Annotated in this window: 12 protein-coding genes; 5 read left to right on the forward strand and 7 right to left on the reverse strand. The window is 68.3% G+C overall.

The annotated features are described in order from the left end of the window. Nucleotides 1–193 precede the first annotated feature (193 nt). Both WDC82_RS10595 and WDC82_RS10600 read left to right on the forward strand, forming a co-directional pair. Nucleotides 194–955, forward strand: a complete 762-nt coding sequence (locus tag WDC82_RS10595) for a response regulator (protein ID WP_340117272.1) — start codon at nt 194–196, stop codon at nt 953–955. Further along, nucleotides 952–2,418 carry a HAMP domain-containing sensor histidine kinase gene (locus tag WDC82_RS10600; protein ID WP_340117273.1) on the forward strand — a complete coding sequence of 489 codons (1,467 nt, stop codon included), beginning with the start codon at nt 952–954 and terminating at the stop codon, nt 2,416–2,418. Before WDC82_RS10595 ends, WDC82_RS10600 begins: the two co-directional genes overlap by 4 nt. A gap of 41 nt (nt 2,419–2,459) precedes the next feature. On the opposite strand, the gene WDC82_RS10605 is transcribed toward WDC82_RS10600, so the two are convergent. From WDC82_RS10605 to cysE, 5 genes are read right to left on the reverse strand one after another with little or no spacing between them, the layout of a single operon-like run. Next, nucleotides 2,460–2,789 carry a ferredoxin family 2Fe-2S iron-sulfur cluster binding protein gene (locus WDC82_RS10605; protein ID WP_340117274.1) on the reverse strand — a complete coding sequence of 110 codons (330 nt, stop codon included), beginning with the start codon at nt 2,787–2,789 and terminating at the stop codon, nt 2,460–2,462. A gap of 44 nt (nt 2,790–2,833) precedes the next feature. Continuing rightward, the gene (locus tag WDC82_RS10610; protein ID WP_340117275.1) at nt 2,834–4,033 is read right to left on the reverse strand and encodes an IscS subfamily cysteine desulfurase; all 1,200 of its coding nucleotides are present in this window, start codon (nt 4,031–4,033) and stop codon (nt 2,834–2,836) included. Between the two features lie 24 nt (nt 4,034–4,057). Next, nucleotides 4,058–5,158 carry a cysteine desulfurase family protein gene (locus WDC82_RS10615; protein WP_340117276.1) on the reverse strand — a complete coding sequence of 367 codons (1,101 nt, stop codon included), beginning with the start codon at nt 5,156–5,158 and terminating at the stop codon, nt 4,058–4,060. A gap of 29 nt (nt 5,159–5,187) precedes the next feature. Beyond that, the gene (locus WDC82_RS10620) at nt 5,188–5,703 is read right to left on the reverse strand and encodes an Rrf2 family transcriptional regulator (RefSeq protein WP_340117277.1); all 516 of its coding nucleotides are present in this window, start codon (nt 5,701–5,703) and stop codon (nt 5,188–5,190) included. A gap of 55 nt (nt 5,704–5,758) precedes the next feature. Continuing rightward, nucleotides 5,759–6,535 carry a serine O-acetyltransferase gene (gene cysE / locus WDC82_RS10625; protein ID WP_340117278.1) on the reverse strand — a complete coding sequence of 259 codons (777 nt, stop codon included), beginning with the start codon at nt 6,533–6,535 and terminating at the stop codon, nt 5,759–5,761. Between the two features lie 379 nt (nt 6,536–6,914). Here cysE and WDC82_RS10630 point away from each other — a divergent pair, with 379 nt between their 5' ends. Then, nucleotides 6,915–7,580, forward strand: a complete 666-nt coding sequence (locus WDC82_RS10630; RefSeq protein WP_340117279.1) for an alpha/beta hydrolase — start codon at nt 6,915–6,917, stop codon at nt 7,578–7,580. A 67-nt stretch (nt 7,581–7,647) separates the two neighbouring features. Here WDC82_RS10630 and WDC82_RS10635 read toward each other — a convergent pair whose 3' ends face one another. Beyond that, on the reverse strand, nt 7,648–8,739 hold the full coding sequence (locus tag WDC82_RS10635; protein WP_340117771.1) for an anhydro-N-acetylmuramic acid kinase: 1,092 nt from the start codon (nt 8,737–8,739) through the stop codon (nt 7,648–7,650). A gap of 294 nt (nt 8,740–9,033) precedes the next feature. On the opposite strand from WDC82_RS10635, the gene tyrS reads away from it, so the two are divergent. Further along, complete coding sequence (gene tyrS / locus WDC82_RS10640; protein WP_340117280.1) at nt 9,034–10,284, forward strand: tyrosine--tRNA ligase; 1,251 nt, start codon at nt 9,034–9,036, stop codon at nt 10,282–10,284. A 307-nt stretch (nt 10,285–10,591) separates the two neighbouring features. Here the strand turns inward: tyrS and WDC82_RS10645 are convergent, their stop codons facing one another. Continuing rightward, a complete protein-coding gene (locus tag WDC82_RS10645; protein ID WP_340117281.1) occupies nt 10,592–13,948 on the reverse strand; it encodes an AsmA-like C-terminal domain-containing protein in 3,357 nt (1,118 codons plus the stop codon). Between the two features lie 223 nt (nt 13,949–14,171). Here WDC82_RS10645 and WDC82_RS10650 point away from each other — a divergent pair, with 223 nt between their 5' ends. Continuing rightward, nucleotides 14,172–17,108 carry a bifunctional [glutamine synthetase] adenylyltransferase/[glutamine synthetase]-adenylyl-L-tyrosine phosphorylase gene (locus tag WDC82_RS10650; protein ID WP_370661546.1) on the forward strand — a complete coding sequence of 979 codons (2,937 nt, stop codon included), beginning with the start codon at nt 14,172–14,174 and terminating at the stop codon, nt 17,106–17,108. The last annotated feature ends 59 nt before the right edge of the window (nt 17,109–17,167 follow it).

The raw sequence follows: 17,167 nt of genomic DNA on the forward strand, positions 1-17,167 counted from the left end.
GGGGAGGGCCGGCCTTCCGTATGACGAGGGACACTAAGGGAGCGCCGAAGGCTGCCGATGTCGGGAAGCTTTCGGTTTGTTACGAAATGTTTCGACGGCCAACTGGCTGCTGGCTTTGCCGCGATTTTGCGCTAGGGTCGGGCTGGCCTCGCAAAGGAGGCGCCCCCGTTTCTGCCCCGAGACCGCCCCCCGAATGATGCAGCAAGGATCGACACCGCAGATCCTGATCGTCGACGACGATCCGGAGATAAGGGCGCGGCTCGGAAAATTCCTAAGCGATCACGGCCTCGACGTCAGCGAAGCGGGTAACGGGCAGGAAATGACGGCGATGCTGCGCCGTAAGCAGATCGATCTCGTCGTCCTCGACGTCATGATGCCCGGTGACGACGGCCTGGCGCTCTGCCGCCGCCTGCGGATGGACAACACCATCCCGATCATTCTGCTGACGGCGCTGAGCGGCGATACCGACCGCATCGTCGGGCTGGAGCTGGGCGCCGACGACTACGTCACTAAGCCGTTCAATCCGCGTGAGCTGCTGGCGCGCATCCGCGCCCTGATCCGGCGCTCCGGCATGGCCTCGACACCGCGGATGCCGCGCACGCGACCGCCGGTCCACCAATTCTCAGGCTGGCAGCTGGATATCAACCATCGCTCCCTGATGTCACCGGACGGCCACCTGGTCATCCTGACAAGCAGCGAGTTCGACCTACTGGCCGTATTCGTCGAGCACCCCCAGCGCACCATGAGCCGCGAACAACTGCTGGAGTGCCTGCACGGCCGCGCCATCCATCAGTTCGACCGCAGCATCGACGTGCATATCAGCCGCCTCAGGCGAAAAATCGAGCCCAATCCGGCCAATCCGACCATCATCAAGACCATCCGGAACGAAGGTTACTTCTTTACGCCCAGCGTCGAGCTGGCCGCCGACCCGGTGAACGAACGGAGCCCGGCATGAGGCTGCCCCGTTTGCCCAAACTGGGTCTGGCGCCGCGGCTCGCCATACAGATCGTCTTCATCCTGGTGACGACGGTCCTGGTGGACTGGGTATCCCAGGTGATCATCCCGATGCCCGACATCATCCTGATGGATCGCGAGTGGCTGGGGGCGGCCGTTCGCGATGCCTGGGACGAAGCCGAGCGGACGCCGGCCCCTTTGCGGAAGGCCGCGCTCGAGAAGCTGCCTTCCAGCACGATGCTGGATTTCGCCACGTCGGACCGGCCGAACGCCGCAGCGTCAGACGATCACCTCGAGAAGCTAGAACCGCTGAAAGCGGTGCTGCAGCAGCACCTGCCCGCGGACACCCGGATCCTTGTCTCCGCCAAGGAACCGCCCTTCTTCGATTTCGACCGCTCGCTGGATTCGGTTGCGGTGGTCGTGAGTGAAATTCCGTTCCGGATGATCGACGAGTTGGAAGACAGCGGCAAGGGCGAGGTGCTGATCACGCCGCATCTGCAAGTTCAAGCCGCCCTGTCCGACGGGACCTGGCTGACCGTGCAGCAAAGCACCGACGGCTCCGTCTTTCCGCGCCTCGTGCGGAATTTCGCAGCACCGGCCTATCTCGTCATCATCATTCTGGTCATCTCGTTCCAGGCATCGCGGGTCCTGCTGAAGCCCCTGCTGCAGCTCTCCGCCGCTGCCGAGCGCCTGGGCCGGGAGCGCAGCGTCACGGCCATTCCGGAGATGGACCTTCCGGAATACAAGGCCATCGCCGACAGCTTCAACGACATGCAGACGCGGCTGAAGCGCTTCATCGACGAGCGCACGCAGATGCTGGCGGCCATTTCGCACGACCTGAACACCCCCCTGACCCGCCTGCGCCTGCTGGCCGAGGACCTGGACGACCGGCGCCAGCGCGCGCAGGTGCTCTCGGATATCGGCGAGATGGAAATGATGATTCAGAGCGCGCTCGCCTTCGCGCGCGACGACTCGCGCCAGGAGCCGTCGGTCTCCGTCGACATCGCCTCCCTGCTCATCAGCCTCTGCGACACCGTCAGCGACGCCGGCCGGACGGCCCGCTACCGCGGACCGGACCATGCCTTCCTGTCGTGCCGGCCGGTCGCCCTGCGCCGCGCCATCAGCAATCTCATCGACAACGGCTGCAAGTACGGCGGGCAGGTGGCGGTGGATCTGGAAGTCGTCGCCGAGGCCGTCGAAATCCGCATCGCGGATCAGGGTCCCGGCATCCCGGAACAGGATCGGGAAAAGGCCTTCATGCCCTTTCAGCGACTGGAAACCTCGCGCAACCGGCAGACGGGCGGCACCGGGCTGGGGCTGCCGATCGCCCGCGACATCATCCGCAGCCACGGCGGCGACATCGTGCTGCAGAACGGCCGGGACGTCGGCCTGATCGTCACCGTGCGGCTGCCCCGGCCGGCGCAGACCGCCTTGCGCAAGGCCGCCCTGCGCAAATCCGCGTAGCAGGCTGCTGTAAAGAAAGCTTGGGAAAAGCGCGCCGGGCCTCAGCCCAGCATGTTGTTCACTTCCTTGGGCAGCTCGACCACCAGGCCGTCCATGTCCTCGGTCATGACGATCTGACAGCCGAGGCGCGAGGTCGGCCTCAGGCCGAAGGCGAGGTCGAGCATGTCCTCCTCGTCCTCCGAGGGATCGCCCAGCTTGGCGTACCAGTCCGGGTCGACGATGACGTGGCAGGTGGCGCAGGCCAGCGAACCCTCGCACGCGCCCTCGATATCGACATCGAAGCGGTGGGCGATCTCCATCACCGAAAGGCCGACGGGGGCATCCACTTCCTTGCGGTTGCCGTCCTTCTCGATGAACGTCAGCTTCGGCATGAACTCCTGCTCCTCACACGTCGTCTCAACTGCACATCAACCCACTACTCAGCCGCCGCGCTGCCTTCCGCGCGCAGCTTGGCGACCGCGGCCGCCAGCTCCTCGACCGCCTGGTCGATTTCCGCCTCGGTGTTGAAGCGGCCGACGGCGAGCCGGATCGACCCGCGCGCCCGCTCGTCCGGCAGGCCCAAGGCCTGCAGCACGTAGGACGGCTCGACCGCCGCCGAGGTGCAGGCCGAACCCGAGGACACCGCCAGCCGCGGCAGGGCCCGCATCAGGGCCTCCGCGTCGATCCCCTCGAAGGCGAGATTGAGGTTGCCGGCGACCCGCCGTTCCGCATGGCCGTTGAGGGCGACCCCCGAAAGACGGCCTGTAATGCCCTCAAGCAGCCGGGTCTTCAAGGCCGAAATGCGGGCCGTTTCCCCCGCCATCTCTGCCCCGGCGATTTCCGCCGCCCGGCCGAAGCCGACGCAGAGCGGCGTCGCCAGGGTGCCGGAGCGCAGGCCGCGCTCCTGGCCGCCGCCGTCGATCAGCGGCTCCAGGCGCACCCGCGGCCGGCGCCGCACATACAGCGCGCCGATGCCCTTGGGGCCGTAGAACTTGTGGCCGGAGATGCTCATGAGGTCGATGCCCAGGGCCACCACGTCGAGGGCGATCTTGCCGACCGCCTGGGCGGCGTCGCAGTGGAAGTAGGCGCCCTTCTCCCGGCAGATCGCGGCGATCTCGGCCAGCGGCTGGATGACCCCGATCTCGTTATTCACCGCCATGACAGAGACCACGGCGGTCTCCTCGGTCACCGCGTCGGCCAGCACATCCAGATCGACCAGGCCGTCGGGCAGCACCGGCAGGATGTCGACCCGGTGGCCTTCGCGCTCCAAAGCACGGACGCTCTCCAGCACGCACTTGTGCTCGCTGGCCAGGGTCACCACGTGGGGCCGCCGCTGGCGGTGGAAGCGCGCCGCGCCCTTGATCGCCAGGTTGTTGGACTCGGTGGCGCCGGAGGTGAAGATCACCTCGCGGGGCTCCGCGCCGATGAGGCTGGCCAGCTGTCCGCGCGCCTGCTCCACCGCCTCCTCGGCGTCCCAGCCGAAGGCGTGGGCGCTGGAGTGGGGATTGCCGAAACGCTCGGTGAAGAACGGCAGCATGGCCTCGACCACCCGCGGGTCGGTCGGCGTGGTCGCCTGGTTGTCCAGGTAGATGCCCGGCGGACGCCGGTTGGCCTTCTGGGAGGTGTCCTTGTCCATGCCCGCTCCGTCCATGCCCACGCCTCAGGCCGCCCGGCTGCGGCGGTAGAGATCGCCCCAGGCAGCCAGCAGGCGGTCGATGTCGTCGCGCGTGCTGGCCCAGCCGAGGGAGACGCGGATCGCCGCGCCGGCCTCCTGCGGCGACGCGCCCATGGCCGTCAGCACGTGGGAGGGCTGCACCTTGCCCGACGAGCAGGCGGCGCCGGAACTCACCGCCACCCCGGCCAGGTCGAGGGCCATCAGCTGGGTCTCCGCCGAGAGGCCGGCAAGCGCCACGCAGGAGGTGTTGGGCAGCCGCGGCGCCTGCACACCAAAAACCTTAACATCGGGTGCCATCACTTTGATTTCACGCTCGAAATGGTCGCGCAGTTCAACCAATTTCTGCATTTCGGAGTGCTCTTCACGTGCCGTCTCAGCCGCGGCGCCGAAACCCGCTATTCCGGCCAGATTCTCGGTGCCGGCACGGCGCCGACGCTCCTGGCCGCCGCCTTGAAGCAAAGGGTTAAGCGGCAACTCGGGGCGGGCCAGCAGGGCGCCAGTGCCCTGGGGACCGCCCAGCTTGTGCGCCGAGAGGGTCAGGAGATCGACCCCCAGCGCCGCCATGTCGAAAGGGATCTTGCCGGCGGCCTGCACCGCGTCGCAATGGACCCAGGCGCCGGCCCCACGCGCCAGCGCGACGACCTCCGACAGAGGTTGAAGAACGCCGGTCTCGTTGTTGGCCAGCATGACCGAAACCAGGGTGCCGGCGGGCGCCTCCTTGAGCGCCGCGGCCAGGGCGTCGAGGTCGACGGCGCCGTCGGCGGTCAGCGGGATGCGTTCGGCCTCGGGCACCACCTGGAGGACCGAGTCATGCTCGCCGGCGGACACCAGCACACGCGTTGCCGGCAGGCCTTTCAGGGCCATGTTGTTGGCCTCGGTGCCGCCGGAGGTGAAAGTGATCCAGGCCGGCTCGGCCCCGGCCAACGCCGCCACCTGGTCGCGGGCCGCCTCGATCAGGCGCCGCGCGCGGCGGCCCGGCCCGTGCACCGAGGAGGCATTGCCCGGTGTGGCCAGGGCATCAGTCATGGCCGCCAGGGCGGCGGGCCGGAGGGGCGCGGTGGCGTTGTAGTCGAGGTAGACGGTCATAGGTCTCGTGGGGCCTGCCGGCGGCCGGACTAGCCGGCGGCGCGGCTGGGGTTGGGGCCCCCGTCGGCGGCAGCGGCGCCGTTCTTGCCGCCGCCCTTGCCGAGCCCGCCGGTGCCAAGCCCGCTGGTGCCGAGCACGCGGCGCGCGATGACGTCGCCGACTGTCACCGATGAGAGATAGAGGTAGATCTGGTTGCCCAGTTCCTCCCACAGGTCATGGGTCTGGCAGCGGCTCTGATTGCCGCGGCAGCCGACCGGCTGGCCGGGCGAACAGCGGGTCGCGCGGATCGGCTCGTCGACCGCCAGGATGATATCGGAAATGCGGGTCTCGTCCGGGGCATGGGCCAGGAGGTAGCCGCCGCCCGGACCGCGCACGGAGCGCACCAGCCCGCCGCGCCTGAGCTTGGCGAACAGCTGCTCCAGGTAAGAGAGCGAGATTTCCTGCCGCTCGGCGATATCGGCCAGTGCGACCGGCCGACCCTCGGCGTGGCCGGCAAGGTCGCAGAGCGCCATCACGGCGTAGCGGCCCTTGGTACTCAGCTTCACTGAAAAGGTCTCCTAACTCTCTGGCCTTGCCGCCAGCTGCCGGGCAGCCGCCGGGCTAGCATTTGCCGGGGGCCTGCTCCCCTTCGCCGGCGTCGCGCTCGTCGCCTTCCACCGGCAGGGCGCCGTTGCCCTCTTCGCCCCGGCGGGCCTCCAACTCGTTGAGGCGCGCGCGCAGGCTCTGCACCTCGTCGAGCAGGCCGTCGAGCGCCCGGGCGATGGGATCGGGAATGTTGCCGGTCGGCGTGCCGTAAGCGACGAAAGGCGCCGCCTCGGTCTGCGAGGTCTTGGTGGTCTGCACCGCGCGGCCCGGGATGCCGACGATGGTGGCGCCATCCGGCACCTCCTTGGTGACCACCGCGTTGGCGCCGATGCGCGCGCAGCGGCCGACCGTGAAGGGGCCGAGGATCTGCGCGCCGGAGCCGACGATGACGTTGTCCAGCAGGGTCGGGTGGCGTTTCACATTGCGCTGGCTGTCGCTGTCGACGCTGGGCGAGGTGCCGCCCAGGGTGACGCCCTGGTACAGGGTGACGTCGTCGCCGATCTCCGCCGTCTCGCCGATCACCACGCCCATGCCGTGGTCGATGAAGAAGCGCTTCCCGATGGTGGCGCCGGGATGGATCTCGATGCCGGTCAGCGTGCGGCCGACCGCCGAGATCCAGCGGCCGAGCAGGAACCAGCCGCGCCGCCAGCACGCATTGGCCAAGCGGTAAAGCATAATGGCCTGGAATCCCGGGTAGCAAAGGACTACCTCTAGACGCGAGCGCGCCGCGGGGTCCCGCTGCATGGTGGCATCGATTTCGGCCCTGAGAGACTTGAACATCGCTTCGCCCATCGTGCTAATATCGCCGCCCTTCGCCGCCGGTGCTGTGCGGTTGTACCGCAGGCGGCGGTTTCCCGCGCAGATGATGCGCCCCCGCGGCCAGCACCTGCAACACGGGAGATATAGTAAGCCTGAGTAAATTGGTCAAGTTTGTGGCCAGTTGCGGGGCAGGGCAGAGAAGAACATGGCGAACGGACAACATTCCTTACGGAAGGGTCCGGAATCGCTGAGAGAATTTCAGGAGGCGGATTACTCCGCCGCAAAAAAACCGCGCAGAGTTACGGCCGGACGGCCGCGACGGCGCTGCCCTAACGGTCCCGTGGCGGATCGCTCCCCCGCAGGGGGCGGTCCCGGGGCGGCGGCCCTTGAACGATAAGGAAACCATAAGTCTATGCCTGACGTGATCTTCAATGGCCCGGACGGCCGTCTTGAAGGACGCTACCAGCACAGCAAGAAGCCCAATGCGCCGATCGCCCTGATGCTGCATCCGCATCCGCAGTACGGCGGCACCATGAACAACAAGGTCGTCTATACCCTGTTCCATGCTTTCGTGCGCCAGGGCTTCTCGGTGCTGCGTTTCAACTTCCGCGGCGTCGGCCGTTCCCAGGGCGTCTTCGACCGCGGCGAGGGCGAACTGTCCGATGCCGCCTCGGCCCTCGACTGGTTGCAGACCTACAACGAGAACGCCGAATCCTGCTGGATCGCCGGCTTCTCCTTCGGTGCCTGGATCGGCATGCAGCTGCTGATGCGCCGCCCGGAGATCAACGGCTTCATCTCCGTGGCCCCGCCGGCCAACATGCATGACTTCACCTTCCTGGCCCCCTGCCCGTCCTCCGGCCTGATCGTCCAGGGCTCCAAGGACGAGGTGGTGCCGGAGCCCTCGGTGAAGAAGCTGGTCGACAAGCTTTCCAGCCAGCGCGGCATCTCCATCGACTACCGCGTCGTGCCCGGCGCCGACCATTTCTTCCAGGAGCAGATGGAAGAGCTGACCGGCCACGTGGACGACTACCTGGCCAAGGCGCTGAAGGCGGAAACCAGCAAGACCGCCGCCGGCTAAGGCGGCAAAGGCCGACGTAATGCCGAACGGGCCCCTCTCCCTCCTAGGGCAAGGGCCCGTTTCGCGTTCAGGGAGCCTTGTGCAGCTGCCCGCCGCTGGCCGGGCGGCTCACCCCGGTGGTCGTCGGCAGGGTGATCGGCAGCCCCGCCAGGGAGCGCAGGGCGAGGTAGGCGAAGGCCTCGGCCTCCAGCGCGTCGCCCCGCCAGCCCACCGCCTCGACCGGCTCGACCGGCGCCTCGAGGCGCGCCGCCAGTTCGGCCATAAGCGTCGGATTGTGGCGTCCGCCGCCGGTAATCAGCCAGCGGGTGGCCGGTGCTGGAAAGTGCTCGGCGGCCCGGGCGATGGTGGCCGCGGTGAAGGCGGTCAGCGTCGCCGCGCCGTCCTCCAGCGTGAGGCCGGCCACGGCATCCCCGGTGAAGTCGTCGCGGTCCAGCGACTTCGGCGGCCGGCGGTCGAAATAGGGATTGTCGAGCAGGCGGACCAGCACCGCCGCATCCGCCGTGCCGGCGCGCGCCAGCGCCCCGTCGCGGTCCAGCGGCTCGCCGCTATGGCGCTCTACCCAGTCGTTGATGAGGGCGTTGCCCGGCCCGGTGTCAAAGGCCAGGACATCCTCGTCGCCTTCACCGATCCAGGTCACGTTGGCGACGCCGCCGATGTTCACCACCGCCAGCGGGCGGGCCAGGCCGGTCGCCAGGGCGGCCTGGTAGAGCGGCACCAGTGGCGCGCCCTCACCGCCCAGCACCATGTCGTTGCTGCGCAGGTCGGCCACCACGTCGATGCCGGTCTCCGCGGCCAGCAGGGCGCCGTCGCCGATCTGCCAGGTGCGATGCTCCTGCGGGCGGTGCAGAATGGTGTGGCCGTGGAAGCCGATGGCCCGCACAGCGGACGCGGGCAAACCCGCCTCGGCCAGCAGGAGGCGCACCGCCTCGGCATGGCGCAGGGTGAGCTCGCGCGCCACCGCCTCGACCGGCCCCTTGCCGCCCAACACAGAGCGCAGCCGGCTGCGCATCCCGGCGTCGTAGGGCTGGCTGAGGAAGGCCGCGGCGGTCACCGACCCGGCGCCGTCGCTGCGGATCAGCGCGGCGTCGATGCCGTCCATCGAGGTGCCGCTCATCAGGCCCACCGCCCAGTCGCCGGCGCTCTCCGGCTGCGTGCTCATCTTTTCTGCCAAAGCCATCTCTCGACCTCTTGTACTCCGACCCACCGTTCTAGCGGCCAGAGGTTACCATCCGGTCAAACAAGGTTAACGCCCCCGCCCCGCGAGGAAAAGAGACGCCCGCCGGGACAAGGGAGGCCCGGATCGCGAATTTATGGTCCCCGAAATTGAGGTGCGGGCCGGATTGTGTTAAATGCCTGCGCCCACTACCGCCCCGGATCGGCGCCCAGGATCGCCGCCCAGGATCGGGGGGCAGCCCTTTGCCGGCAGCACAAGATTAGGACCCAGTTCAGGAAGATGACAGCGCCCCGCTCCGACTTCCTGCGGACCCTCCAGGACCGCGGATTCATCCACCAGTGCACCGATCTCGACGCGCTCGACGCGCGCGCGCTGGAGAGCCGCCTCACCGCCTATATCGGCTTCGACGCCACGGCGGACTCCCTGCACATCGGGCACCTGGTGCAGATCATGATGCTGCGCTGGGCGCAGAAGGCCGGCCACCGGCCGATTGCCCTCATGGGCGGCGGCACCACCAAGGTCGGCGATCCCTCCGGCAAGGACGAGTCGCGCCAGCTTCTTACCACCGAGCAAATCGACGCGAACATCGCCCGCATCCGCGAGACCTTCGACAACCTGCTGGATTTCAGTGAAGGCGGCGCCATTCTGGCGAACAATGCGGACTGGCTGGACAGCCTGCAGTACATCGACTTCCTGCGCGACGTCGGCCGCCATTTCACCATCAACCGCATGCTGACCTTCGACAGCGTGAAGCTGCGCCTCGACCGCGAGCAGCCGCTGACCTTCCTGGAGTTCAACTACATGATCCTCCAGGCCTACGACTTCCTGGAGCTCAGCCGGCGCCATGACTGCTGCCTGCAGATGGGCGGCTCCGACCAGTGGGGCAACATCGTCAACGGCATCGAGCTGGCGCGGCGCATCGACCAGCGTCCGCTCTACGGCCTCACCACGCCGCTGATCACCACCGCTTCGGGCGCCAAGATGGGCAAGACCGCCGCCGGCGCCGTGTGGCTCGGCGCGCACCGCCTCAGCCACCTCGACTATTGGCAGTTCTGGCGCAATACCGAGGACGGCGACGTCGGCCGCTTCCTGCGTCTTTTCACAGACCTCGCGGAAGAAGAGATCGCGAAGCTGGAAGCCCTGGAAGGCGCCGAGATCAACGAGGCGAAAAAGATCCTCGCCTTCGAGGCGACGAAGCTGTGCCGCGGCGAGGCGGCCGCCGTGCAGGCGGCGGAGACCGCGCGCCAGACCTTCGAGGAGGGCGTTTCCGCCGAAGGCCTGCCGACCGTCGAGGTAAGCGAGAGCGAACTGAGCGGCGGCCTGCCGGCCTTCGAGCTGATGCGCCGCGCAGGGCTGGCCAAGAGCAACGGCGAGGCACGCCGCCTCATCAAGGGCGGCGGCGCGCGTCTCAACGACGTCGCCATCCACGACGAGATGCACACGGTGCGCCTGGACGATCTCGGCCCGCAAGGCAGCCTGAAGCTCTCCGCCGGCAAGAAGCGTCACGCGCTGGTGAAGCTGGCGGGCTGAAGCGCGAGCGGGGGAAGATTTGCCTTCTCCCCTCGCCGGCCTGCATTCACACATCTCTCGCGGTGTACCCGCAACGTTTCTACACACACCATTGTCGTCCCGGGGCTTGACCCCGGGACCCATTGACGTCAGCGCGTGGCGATACGGTGCGATGGTTGCATCACCGCCAGCCGCAGGCACGGGACGCTCTGTTCATGATCGATCAATCGGCCAGGGCATTGGGTCCCGGGGTCAAGCCCCGGAACGACATTGGTGCTTATGACGGCAATGGCGCTGACGCGGGCAGCGCCCGGCCCTTTTCTACGCGCTACTTGTCGATGCGTTCGCGCCGTTCCGGCAGGGCTGCGGCCGGCTCGTCGCCGGGCTGGCCGGCGGTGAAGATGTTGCGCAGGAAGCCCGGGGTCAGCGCCGAGAGCGGATTGACCGACACTGCCGGGTCGTCGACCGGCCCGTTCACATTGTAGACCACGGCAAAGAGGCCCTCGCCCTCGCCGCCGGTCATGAGGGTGCCGAGCAGCGGAATCTTGCTGAGGAAGTTGTTGATCGAGTAGGCCGGCACCACGACGCCCTGAAGGTCGATGGCGTCGCGGTCGAAGTCGATCTGTCCTTTCGCGGTGAACCCCAGCGAGGCGCCGTAGATGCGCATGAGTTCTGTCGTCGCCACGCCGTCGTCGAGCACGAACTCGCCGTCCATGCCTTGGAAGGGAATGCCCTCGCCGCGCAGCAGGTCGAGCACGCCGGTGAAGGAAGCGACGGTGAGCAGCTTGGCCATCACCGGTGCCTTCACCATGACGAAGTCGCGCGCCTCTACCTTGGCGATGATCGGATGGGTCGGCGTCGGCCCGTCGCTGCGTCCTGTCACCTGGATGCGTCCGCCCACAACGGTGTCGGTGATGTTGGTCGCCCGCAGCAGCGCGCCGAGATCGTCGCTCTGCGCCAGCAGGCGCTGGCCGCTGCCGGAGGCGTCCGGCGCGAAGGAAAGCTGCAGGTAGCGGCGCGTCAGCTCGGCGGCAATCGGCTGTGCCGCGCCCGCCGCGGCTGAAACCGGCGACAGCTTTTCCGCCGCCGCCGCCTCGCGGCGCGGTGACCAGTACTGCTCCGGGATGCTGCCGGAAAGACGGATCGTCTCCCACCCGGCACGCCCGCGGCGCAGCTCCAGGTTCACCTGCTCCAGGCGCTGCTCCTCGCCGAAATAAAGCAAGCGCAGGTTCGGCGCCAGCACCTCCAGCGGCTCGAAGCTGCGCGGCTCCGGCACGTCGGCGTTCTCGCCGCCAACGGTCTCCGCGACGGTCTCTTGCTCATCGCCGGAGGCGACCGCCTCATTATCATCGCCGGAAAGGAAGGGCTCCGCGTCGAGTGTGCCCTGGCCGATGCTGACGACGATGCCCGCATCGTTCAGAGTGACGGCGACGTCCTGCAGGTTGCTGCGCCCGAAAGAAACGTGTTCCAGGGCGATCTCGCCCAGCCCCTCACCGCCGGCACCGGGCATCGCGCTGCCGCGCAGCGCCAGATCGCCGGCCTGCATGACGATGTCGCGGTAGGCGAGCGGCCCTTCGTTGTCCAGTTCGACCGTGAGGCTGAGGCTGCCTTGGGTGCCGGCCTCCTTGCGCCAATGCATCTCCGGCAGGGAAACCGTCGTCTGCGCCAGGTCGGCGTTCACCTTCAGGGTCGTAAGCCCGCTCGGGACCTGCACCATGGACACCGAAGCCTTCATCGGCCCCTGCAGCGCATCCCCAATGTCGAGGCCGAAGCGCGCCCGCTCGGCATCGTCGATGCGCGGGATCTCCGCTTCCATGACGGAGCGGTATTTCGGCGCATCGGCGAAGCTCTCCTGCCAGTTCACCGTCAGGGGCACGCCGCCGAGGGTGACCGGCCCGGCCAGCTGCAGGCCGCCCTGGTCGAGTTTGACGTCCAGCTGCGCCTCTGTCATGTCCTGGCCCTTGAAGACGTTCTTCAGGGTGCCGTCCTTCACCGCCGCCGCGACCTGCAGGGTGACGTCGTCGAAACTAAGGTCCTTGGACAGGGGAAACTGAAAGCCGAGGTCGGCGCTGACCGTGCCGTCGCTGCCCGCCGCGGAGAATCCGACCTTGGACAACAGGTTGAGCCGCTCGTGGTCGACGATCGCCAGGGCATCGTAGACCGGCCCGACGGCCTGGGTGGCGATCGTCAGCTGCTCGTAGATGCCCTTGTCGGAATCGGAGGTGGTAAAACCGGTGATGTCGACCGTCGACGGCCCGATGGCGAGGTCGTTGAGGTGACCCGAGTCCACGGCAAAGCGCAGCGAGTCGAGATCGAAGGCCGCCGTGCCGGCCAGCGCCTGGACCGGTTGCAGCGGGCGCAGGTAGTGCACCTCGACATCGCGGTACTGCAGGGTGCCGCCGAAGCCGGAAATCTGCGCCGCCGCGAAGTCGCCGCCAGGCACCGTCACCTGCAGCGTCGCGGTCGCCTTGTCGACGACGCCGCGCGTCACGTTCTCCACCACCCAGGGCCGCGCGTCGGACGCCAGCGAGGACGGCCAATAGGCCGGCAGCTGCGCCACATGGACGTCTGCCAGCGTCGCCTCCGCATTGATCTGCCAGCCGCGCGTCAGCGGATCGTGGTCGAACACACCAGCGATGTCGAACAGCGGGCCGGGCGCTTCCGCGGTGCCGAGGGCGAGGTGCGCCTGATCCAGGTCGAACCGGCTTTCCGTACTGTCGTAGCGCCCGCTCATGGTCAGCTCGCGCACCGGCACCGGCTCCATCTCGATCCCCGGGATGGCAAGCGTACCGGAAAAGCCCTGCAGGTCGAAACCCGTGTGCCCGATGTCGCCTGCCAGCGACAGCGAGGTATAGACCGAGCCGCTGATGCGCGCGGTCAGGCCGCCGACCGGGGCCAGCACCGGAAAGGCCGCCGCGAGCTTGGCAAGGCTGATGTCGGAGAATCCGGCGGCGAGGTCGACGACGCCGTCGGTCTTGTCGAACAGGAAGGCGATGTCCACGGTGGCCGGATCGCCACGCCCGGCAAAGCCGAGATTGACGTCGCCGGCCAGGCCCGCGACGTCCCGGCGCAGGGAGATTTCAGCCGCCGGAGCGGCCCAGGACAGCCCCAGCTTCTCGTCGCGCACGAAGACCTGCCCGTCGCGGATGCGCACCTCGTCCAGATAGGACAGCGGATTGCCGGGCACCTTCTCCGCCAGCAGTTCGCTGACCATGCGGGCGAGCACCAGACTTTCGTCCTTGGCCCCGGCTGCCGCTGCGGCGGGCCCCTCGCCCGCGCCGGTCTCTTCTGCCTGGGGCTCTGTGGCGTCGCTGCCGAAACTGATGCTGCCGTCCTTGGCCCGCAGCAGGCGGATGCGCGGCGCGATGACCTCGATCTGATTTGGCGCCAGGGTGCCGTCCAGGATGGCGCTGCTGCTCAGCTCGAAGGCGACCTCGGGCAGGGCGGCGATCAGCTTGCCGCCGGGGTCGCGCACGGTCACGTCCGCGGCGTGCATGACCAGGCCGCGGCTGCCCGACTCCCACACCAGGAAGGTGCCGCCGATGCCCACGGTGTTGCCGCCGGCCTCGTTGATCGCCGCCTGCAGGTAGGGGGTGAGGAAATCGGTGCGCACCGGCCCTTCGGAAAGGCGCCAGGCCGCCACGGCGACCACCAGGACCGCCGCGGCAAGGAGGCCGCCGGTCACCTCGATCCCGAAACGGATCGCCCGGCTCGTGCGCGAACGGCGCCGCCGCGGGCGCCTGGATGCCTCATCGCCGGGCGCGGTACCGCCAGCCGGCGCTTGACCGGCCGGCGCGCCTTCAGCAGTGTGGTCCGGAACCGAGCGGCGTGCGATGACTAAATTCCCTTACTTACCAGAGACTTCGGCCCTTCCGGGCGCCTTCGACCCGTCCCGGGCCGAGCCCTGGATGGAGCGCTGGTGTGCCGCCGCGGCGGCGGCCCCTGATCCGGCCATAGCGGAACTTACCGCCGATCTGACGCAAGATCCGGCAGGACAGCGGCTTCTGCAGGCGATTTTCGCCAATTCGCCCTTCCTGAGCCACTGTTTGATTGCCGATATCGGACTTCTCCATGACGTTTTAAAGCAGGGACCCGACGAGGTTCTAGAAAAAGTCCACGACGAGCTGAAAAACCGGGCTGCCGGGCTGACCGTTCAAGCGGATTTGATGAAAAGCCTGCGGGTCGCCCGCCGCCGCGCCGCCTTCGCCATCGGCTTTGCGGACATCTGCGGCCTGTGGGACGTCGTCGCGGTGACCCGCGCCCTCTCCGACTTCGCCGACGCAGCGGTCGATGCCGCCCTGGCTTCGACGCTGCGCCAGGTCGCCGCGCGCGATGAACTGGGCCTTGCCGATCCGCAGACCCCGACCCGGGACTGCGGCATCGCCATCCTGGGCATGGGCAAGCTGGGGGCGCACGAACTCAACTATTCCTCCGACATCGACCTCATCGTGCTCTTCGATCCGGACAAGGTCGACTACCGCCATTCGCGCGGCGTGCAGGCCGGCATGGTGCGGCTCACCCGCGACCTCATGCGCTGCCTCGACGACCGCACCGGCGACGGCTACGTGTTCCGCACCGACCTGCGCCTGCGCCCCGACCCCGGGGCCATGCCGCTGGCCATCTCGATCAATTCGGCGCTGACCTACTACGAGAGCCTGGGCCAGAACTGGGAGCGCGCGGCGATGATCAAGGCGCGGCCGATCGCCGGCGACCTGGCGTTCGGCCAGGCCTTCCTGCACGAACTGCGACCCTTCATCTGGCGCAAGCACCTCGACTTCTGGGCCATCCAGGACGTCCATTCGATCAAGCGCCAGATCAACGCCCACAAGGGCGGCTCGGTGGTCGCCATCAACGGCCACAACGTGAAGCTGGGGCGCGGCGGCATCCGCGAGATCGAGTTCTTCGCGCAGACGCAGCAGCTCATCTGGGGCGGCCGCGACCCCTCGCTGCGCACGCCGCGCACGAAGGAGGCCCTGGCCGCGCTGGCAGAGACCGGCCACATCACGCCCAAGGTCGCCGAGGAACTGACCACCGCATACTTCTTCCTGCGCCGCGTCGAGCACCGGCTGCAGATGATCGACGACCAGCAGACCCACAAGCTGCCCGATGACGACGAGGGCGTCGACGCCCTCGCCGTCTTCCTCGGCTACGACGATCCGGCCGAATTCCGTGCCGAGTTGCTGCGTCACCTGCGCACCGTGGAGGACCACTACGCCCACCTCTTCGAGGAGTCGCCCAGCCTCTCCAGCTCGGGCAACCTGGTCTTCACCGGCGGCGAGCCCGATCCAGAGACCCTGGCGACGCTGTCCGGGCTCGGCTTCCGCGACAGCGAGATGGTCTGGCAGGTTGTCAGCGGCTGGCACCACGGGCGCTACCGGGCGCTGCGCTCGACGCGCAGCCGCGAACTGCTCACCGAACTGGTGCCGCTGCTGCTGCAGAACTTCGGCAGGACCCAGGACCCCCACCGCGCGCTGCTGAAGTTCGATGCCTTCGTGTCCGGCCTGCCGGCCGGCGTGCAGCTGTTCTCCATGCTCTACAACAATCCCAACCTGCTGGAGCTGATGGCGGAGATCATGGGCAGCGCGCCGATGCTGGCCGACCGCCTGGACCGCAAGCCGCACCTGCTGGAAGCGGTGCTGTCGCCCGACTTCTTCGATCCCATCCCGCCCGCCGAGGTGCTGGAGGAAGAACTGAAGACGGCGCTGGTCGATGCGCAGAACCTGGAGGACGTGCTCGACATGACGCGGCGCTGGGCCAACGACCGGCGCTTTCAGGTCGGCGTCCACATCCTGCGCCACAAGAGCGACGTCGACGACAGCGGCAGGGCCTTGAGCGACATCGCCGAGGTGGCGCTGCGCGGACTCGTCCAGCCGGTCATCGACGACCTCGCGCGCAGCCATGGCCACCTCGCCGGCTCCGGCCTCGCGATCGTCGCCCTCGGCAAGCTCGGCAGCCGCGAGATGACGGTCTCCTCCGACCTCGACCTCGTGTTCATCTACGATTTGCCCGCCGAGGGCGCCGCGGACGTGGTGTCCGACGGCGCCAAGCCGCTGGAGCCGCAGCGCTACTACGCGCGCCTGGCACAGCGCCTCATCAACGCGCTCTCCGCCCAGACTCCCGAAGGCACGCTTTACGAGATCGACATGCGCCTGCGGCCCTCCGGCAACGCCGGGCCGATCGCCACCTCGCTGGCCGCCTTCAAGCGCTACTACCAGGAGGACGCCTGGACCTGGGAGCACCTGGCGCTGACCCGCGCGCGTTGCATCGGCGGCCCGCCGGAGATTCGGGCGGGCGTCGAGGAGCAACTGCTGGCGATCCGCAGCGCGCCGCGCGACCCCGACCGCCTGCTGGCCGAGGTCGCCGACATGCGACGGCGCATCGCGCGGGAGCATCCGGCAGCGACCATCTGGAGCGTGAAGTACGCCGAGGGCGGCCTTATCGATCTCGACTTCCTGGCCCAGTACCTGCAGCTGCGCCATGCCGCCGCCAACCCGGCGGTCCTGGCCATCTCCACCCAGCAGGCCTTCGCCAACCTGGCGACAGGGGGCATCCTGGAGGCCGGACTGGCGGAAAGGCTGGTCGAAGCGACCCGCTTCCTGCGCCAGGTTCAGGAGGCCTTGCGCCTCACCGTCGGTCCGGCCTTCGATGCCGACGCCCTCTCCCCGACGCTGCAGGCGGCCTTGGCCGCCAGCATCGGCGTCGAGGACTTCGCCACCCTGCGCAGGCAGCTGGAGGAGACGCTGACCTGGGTGCACGGCATCTATGTCGAATGGGTCGACGCCCCCGCGCCCGCCGTGGGCGAGACGCCGGCCAGGGGCATCCTGCCGCTGGCCAAGGGCGCTTGATCTCGACGCCTGCGGCGCGATGCCCTAAAAGCATCGTCCAGCTGACACCGTAGAACAAG

The sequence above is a fragment of the Pelagibius sp. 7325 genome, from assembly GCF_037652055.1.
In the GTDB taxonomy this organism is placed as follows: domain Bacteria; phylum Pseudomonadota; class Alphaproteobacteria; order Kiloniellales; family Kiloniellaceae; genus Pelagibius.